Annotated in this window: 5 protein-coding genes; all 5 read left to right on the top strand. The window is 33.5% G+C overall.

Annotated features, from left to right (window positions below; genetic code table 11):
• Positions 1-123 precede the first annotated feature (123 nt).
• The 5 genes from AB1414_13155 (at position 124) to AB1414_13135 (ending at position 6,569) form a co-directional block, all read left to right on the top strand.
• On the top strand, positions 124-1,593 hold the full coding sequence (locus tag AB1414_13155; protein ID MEW6608371.1) for a nitrilase-related carbon-nitrogen hydrolase: 1,470 nt from the start codon (positions 124-126) through the stop codon (positions 1,591-1,593).
• Between the two features lie 41 nt (positions 1,594-1,634).
• On the top strand, positions 1,635-2,756 hold the full coding sequence (locus AB1414_13150; protein MEW6608370.1) for a glycosyltransferase: 1,122 nt from the start codon (positions 1,635-1,637) through the stop codon (positions 2,754-2,756).
• A gap of 1,229 nt (positions 2,757-3,985) precedes the next feature.
• A complete protein-coding gene (locus AB1414_13145; protein MEW6608369.1) occupies positions 3,986-4,600 on the top strand; it encodes an ABC-three component system protein in 615 nt (204 codons plus the stop codon).
• Entirely contained in the window at positions 4,597-4,824 is a 228-nt protein-coding gene (locus AB1414_13140; GenBank protein MEW6608368.1) for an ABC-three component system middle component 6, read from the top strand. The genes AB1414_13145 and AB1414_13140 overlap by 4 nt, the downstream gene beginning before the upstream one ends.
• Positions 4,821-6,569, top strand: coding sequence for a DUF2326 domain-containing protein (locus tag AB1414_13135; protein ID MEW6608367.1), 1,749 nt, complete (start codon positions 4,821-4,823; stop codon positions 6,567-6,569). Before AB1414_13140 ends, AB1414_13135 begins: the two co-directional genes overlap by 4 nt.
• Positions 6,570-6,732 lie beyond the last annotated feature (163 nt).

Genomic DNA, 6,732 nt, shown 5'->3' with positions numbered 1-6,732 from the left:
AGCTCAGCCGAACGGTATTTAATTACCAGTTACCAATCACCAGTTACCAGAATCAAATTCCGTGCGTTATTTGTTCAACACGACACTAGCTTCTGACCCCTGACCCCTTGATTTTAGGATTCAATGAATACCATATTTTTATCCTTTTTATCTGCCATAATTTTAATTCTGACTTTTTTTTCATTCAACTCAGGGTTTTTAGTCTATTTTGCCTTAATTCCTTTATTAATAGGGCTAAATAGATTAGCCACGCCAAAATGGGCTTTTGGGGTAGGTTTATTCACCGGGATAATTACCTTTGCCGAGCTATTTTACTGGCTTTGCCTTTTTAAAATATGGGTATTTTTAACGATTGTTGGCATTTTTTCACTTTTTATGGCATTATTTTGTTATTTTACTAAGGTCGTCTGGAAACGAAGTAAAAATGTTTATTTAATCATTCTCTTCCCACCATTTCTCTGGATAACATTACAATATCTTTACAATAATTTTACTCCTCTTGGTTCATTTTGGGCGAATTTAGGTTATACCCAGATTAAATACCTGCGACTTATTCAAATTATTGATGTTACCGGAACAGATTTCATTACTTTTTTGATTATTGGGATAAATTCTGCCCTTGCTTTTTGTTTTCATCCTGATTTTCGCAGACAGGCTTTTCGCTCAGGATTGTTATTTTCAGGATGTCTAATTCTCATCTATGGTTATAGTTTCTTTTTAAATTCGGAGAAATCGAAGGAAATAAAGGTTGCTTCTATTCAGGCTAATTTCTATCAAACCTGGCAGTGGCGAAAAACACATATTGAAGAAATTCTAACTACCTATTCCAAACTAACTAAAGAGGCAAAAAAAAGATTTAATCCTGACTTTATCCTCTGGGCTGAATATGCCATCCCTACGGATGTCATCCATCAACCTGAATATTATAAAATTATTTCTGAATTAGCCAGAGAAATAAAGACTTATTTAGTTTTGGGAAGTTTAACTTATGAAAAAGAAAGGATGTATAATATTGTTCTTGTTTTTTCACCCGAAGGGGAATTAGTCTCAAAAGTCGGCGAATATGATATTGTTCATCGCAAGATATTACCTGTCCCATTTGGAGAATCACAGATTTCATCTGGTTATGATTATTCACCTTTTAAAACAAAATTTGGTAGATTAGGGGTAATTGTCTGTTATGAAGATACCTTCCCTCAAATTGTAACAAAGATGTCCAGGTTGGGCGCAGAATATCTATTTGTCTTAGCCAATGATGGTCATTTTAGAAATACTATTGAACCCCGATTACATGCGATGATGAGCACCTTCCGTGCCATCGAAACAAAACGCTTTATCGTTAGAGTAGCTAATACTGGCATTACCACTACCATCGACCCTTATGGCAGATGTGTTGAAGGCATTATTTACTACCCGGATAAAGATATGGCATTTAAAGATATAGAAACAACAAAAAATACTCAACAAATATTCTTGACTAAGATTAATCCATTGTCTAAATTGACCTTTTTTTCACGCTGTCAGGGGATATTCACCCTTCTTTCGTTAGTCATAACTATCGGAATGCTTTTATTAGTAGTCAGCAGACAATAACCGATTAAGTAAGCTACTGTTCACTTTTAAAGAGGTCCAGCATGTTAGAACGAGTAATGTTATCTTATATCAATATTACTACCGGTCATAGAAAAGCCGCTCAGTCTATCCATAAAACCTTGAATTTGATTTATCCCGAAATAGATGTTTTAGAAATTGACCCACTGGGATATTTTCACCCTAAACTTGAAAATATCATTGGAAAGATTTATTTTGAAATAATCAAGACAAATCCAGATTTCTGGGATTTTATATATGACAATGAACAGATAGTTAAATTGACGGCTAAGATTAGACAGGCACTTAACTCCTTGAATTCTACTCGATTACATAAATTATTTTCATCATTTAATCCTCAAGTTGTCATTTGTACCCATGCCCTTCCTTGTGGGATATTTTCTGCTTTAAAAAAGAAGTTAGATGACTTTTCACTAATTGGGGTAATTACAGACTTTGATATTCATAATTACTGGATTCATGAGAATGTATCTTACTATGTTGTCTCAAATGACGAGACCGCTAAAAAACTCGAGGAAAAGAGGATTAATAAAGAAAGGATTAAGATTTTAGGTATTCCTATTGACCCAGTATTTACAGAAGATAAGGACATTTATAATTTAAAGAAAAAATATGAGTTAAAAGATGACCTGCCAACGATTTTAATTATGGGAGGTGGATTAGGATTGGGTCCGATAGACAAGATAGTTCATTGTCTCAATAAGATAAAAAATATTGATTTCCAAGTTATAGTTGTTGCAGGCACAAATAAGGAATTAGAGTTAAAACTTAGAGAAATATCCGCTACTCTACCAAAATTAACTAAGGTATTTGGTTATGTGAATTTTATAGATGAATTAATGAAAATATCGAATATCCTTATTGGCAAACCAGGTGGGCTAACCACGGCTGAAAGTTTAGCCTGTGGCTTACCAATGCTCATTGTCAATCCCATCCCGGGGCAGGAAGAAAGAAACACTCAATATCTGATTTCTCAAGGTGTGGCGATAAAAGTAAGCAATGAATTTGAAATACAAAAAACAATCCAGGAATTATTAATTACTCCAGAAAATTTACTTAAGATGCGCCAGAAAACCTCAAATATTAGCAAGCCTAAATCTGCCTTTGATATAATTAAAGTCGCGCAGGATTCTATCCTAACATAATCTCATTGTAGGGTTCTGCAAAATAGGATTTGGGGAAGACAACAAATAAATATCAAATATCAAAATGCAAAATTACAAATCAAATTTCAAAAAGGACTTCAAGTATTTTAACGTTGAAAGGAAAGAGATAATTTTACTGAACTTTGGCAAATTTGCAAATTCTCTGAAAAACTTAAAACTAAAAGCGTAAAACAAAAAACCGTTGATAGTTTATAGTTTATAGTTGATAGTTGAAGGACTATAGACTATAAACTATAAACCATAAACTATAAACTATAAACGAGTTTTGCATTTTGCTCTTTGGAGGTAATTGATAAAAATAGAGGTTTTAAATACCTGCTTAAAAACTACAGTTTCTTGGTTTTGCAGAACCCTAATAATCTCATTGAAGTGGTAGGATAGAAAAAAAACGATAAAACCCCTTGTATTTTAATGAGTTTTGTGGTATACTTATTATAACCACAATGGTTAAAAAAACGTACTGTGTCAAACGGGTTAAAAAATACCTTTATACAGGCTAAAGAGTAGTATGACCATTTCTAGTGCTCTGTCGCTACTCAATTGATGAAGAAACATTTATGTCCCAAAATGCCATAAAGATAAACGAGGATAAACCACAAAAACCACGAAGAAAGCACGAAGTCCACGAAGAAAGTAATTAATGAAGATAAGAGGAAATTAGAAGATTTCTTCTTTAATTCTTCGTATCCTTCGTGTCTTCGTGGTTTAAAATTCCTTTTCAGAAGAATGAACCCGTCAAATCATCAGCGACAGAGCACTAGTCCATTTTTCGGTTCTTGATTTTTCACTTGACTTAAATAGTTTTTATATACTATAATTATCGGAGTGGGCTTTTTGTCCTAAAAAAAAGCTGAGAAGGATATTCCTATGACACTTTTCCCAAATTGCCCAAAAATCAAAATTCCTATCAGCAATCGAAATTTCTATCAGCTTAAGGGAAGTGGATGTATGAGTGAATCTACCATTGCGGTCTAAGAAGGAAATGAAACGAGGTTAAGTACAATATATAACATTCCGAACCCTTTGCTAACAACGACGAATAAATAATCAGTTGAACGATATGGTGAAATACAATGAGTAACGACATATCCAGTAAGGATCTAAAACTTCTATGGTCAAGAAGTGGAAATAGATGTGCATTCCCCGGATGCAATAGTCTCTTGATTAAAGATAGGACAAGAGGGGATAAGGAGGCTATTATTGGAGATATGGCTCATATTGAGGGTGAGAAACCAGGTTCAGCAAGATATAATCCTGATATGACTGAGAGAGAAAGGAGTTCGTATTCCAATCGTATTGTACTTTGTAGAAATCATCATAAAATAGTAGATGATCAACCACAAGAATATTCTGTTCAAAGATTGAAAGAGATGAAAAATAAACATGAAGAATGGATTGAAGATTCTACCGAAAAAGAAATTTTAAATATTACTTTTGCAGAATTGAGTATTGTCACAAAATATCTCATTTCTGATCAATCAGAGCCGCCTGATAGATACGACATTATACCGCCTAAGGATAAAATAAAGAAAAATATGTTATCTTCAAGAATTGAACGGTCAATAGTGAGTGGGATGACACAAGTAAAGCAAGTAGCTGATTTCATTAATAAAGTTCCAGATATTGAATTCAGTGATAGACTTAAAGCAGGCTTTGTAAACGAATATAATAAATTGAAAAACATTGATGGATTTATGGGTGATGATTTATTCGATGCCCTTGTAGGTTTTGCTTCAGGAGAATCTAGTGATTTTAAACAGAAAGCTGCAGGATTAGCAGTTTTGGTATACTTATTTGAGAAATGTGAGGTGTTTGAACAATGATACTCCCAAACAAGCATATTCAAATATCAAACTCTATATTAAATCTGGGGGCAATTCTATTAGACAATATTACAGCAAATCAAACTGTCAGTCTACTCTGGGACAAAGTAAGGGAATTATCTGAGGTAAGAAATTTTGAAAGATTTAGTTTGGGGTTAGATTTATTATTCATTTTAGGTATTGTTGAATTGAAAGATGGAATAATTAGGAGGGTTGAAAAATGATTCATTCAATAGAGTGTGATAATCCCTCATTTAAAAAAATCGTTTTCAAAGATGGGCTTAATGTTATACTCGCTGAAAGAACTAAAGAAGCGACTATAAAAGATTCAAGAAATGGTCTTGGAAAATCTACCTTAATAGAAATAATCCATTTTTGCCTGGGTGCTGACAAGAGAGAGACATTGAAGAATCCACGGTTGGATAATTGGACATTTATACTAAATTTAGACTTGGGTGGGAAAACATATTCTATATCCCGTAATACCGCAGACAATAATAAGATAATTATTGAAGGAGATTGTTCCGATTGGAAGATTAAACCTACTATTGATGAGAAATCCAGGAAGCAAATTATTTCCAGGAATGATTGGAAGAAATGCTTAGGTATTTTAATGTTCAACCTTCAGCCGATTTATGACGAATTTGAATATGTACCCACTTTTAGAAGCTTAATTTCATACTTCATTAGACAAAATGGACAAAGAGGCAGTTTTCTTACCCCTTTTCAGCAATACAAGAGCCAACGAGAATGGGATATTCAAATCAATAATGCTTTTTTACTTAGTCTTGGTTGGGAATATGCCTCGAAACTACAAGTTATTAAAGATAGAGTAAAATTTTTGAACCATCTCAAAAAAGAAGCACAGTCTGGTTTACTTGCAAATCTTATGGGAAACATTGGAGAATTAGAAGCACTGAAAATTAGGATAGAGGCACAAGTTCAAGATGAGGACTCCCAATTAAGAAGTTTTAAGGTTCATAATCAGTATAACCAGATTGAAAGAAATGCCGATAATTTGACAAAAAATATACATGAATTAGTTAATCTGAATATGACTGATAGAATGATTCTTGAACATTATGAAGCGAGCTTGAGTGAAGAGAAGGATGCAAGAACCGACAAAATCATCAAGATTTACAAAGAGGCTGGGTTAGTATTCATGGATATAATAACAAAAAAAATTGATGAAGTTCTTGATTTCCATCGTAAAGTAGTAGCCAACAGAAAGGATTTCTTAACAAACGAGATGGATAGAATTAGAGGCAATATTTCTCGTCGAGAAGATGAAATAAAAAAAATGACATCCCAACGAACAGAGTTAATGCAGATTTTACAAAGTCATGGTGCATTAGAGGAATTTAACGAATTACAGAAGAATCATCAGAATAGTGTCTCTCAGTTAAAGGATATATCCATAAGATTAGAAAATTTAAAGAAATTCGAACAGGGAAAGAGTGGAATATCTATTGAACAGGAACTTCTTCATCAACAGGCAAACAGAGATTTGAGTGAGAGAGAGTTTCAAAGAAGAGATGCAATTTTAACATTTAATGAAAATTCAGAAGCACTTTATGAAGTACCTGGAACACTATCCATAGATTTTACGAAAAAAGGATTTAAATTTGGAATTAATATAGAACGTTCAGGCAGCCAAGGTATAAGTAACATGAAAATTTTTTGCTATGATTTAATGTTGGCAAAATTGTGGGCAAAAAGAACGAAGACACCAATATTCTTAATTCATGACAGCAATATTTTTGATGGTGTCGATGAACGACAGAGGGCATTAGCTCTACAATTGGCAGCATCTGAATCTTCTAAACATGGATTTCAGTATATTTGTACCTTCAACTCAGACATGATTCCCCAAAAAGATTTTAGAGGCGATTTCGATTTTTCCAGTAATGTAGTCAGGAAACTTACAGACGCAACGGTCGATGGTGGACTGTTAGGCATAAGGTTTTAAAGGAGGAACACAGGGATTAAGGATTAGAGGTTTATAATGAGGGTTGGACCTATTAACTCCAGTAAAATCAAGGGGTTATAATAGTAAGAAGGTAGATTTTAGGGGTGTTTAGGAGGTGAGGTAGGTATATGTAACATATTATAAACATTGGGGTTAGGTTTCA

It is taken from the genome of bacterium (assembly GCA_040755795.1).
Lineage (GTDB): Bacteria > UBA9089 > CG2-30-40-21 > CG2-30-40-21 > SBAY01 > JBFLXS01.
Note: the sequence above shows the minus strand (reverse complement) of the source record. Positions and strands in the feature narration are given on the sequence as shown.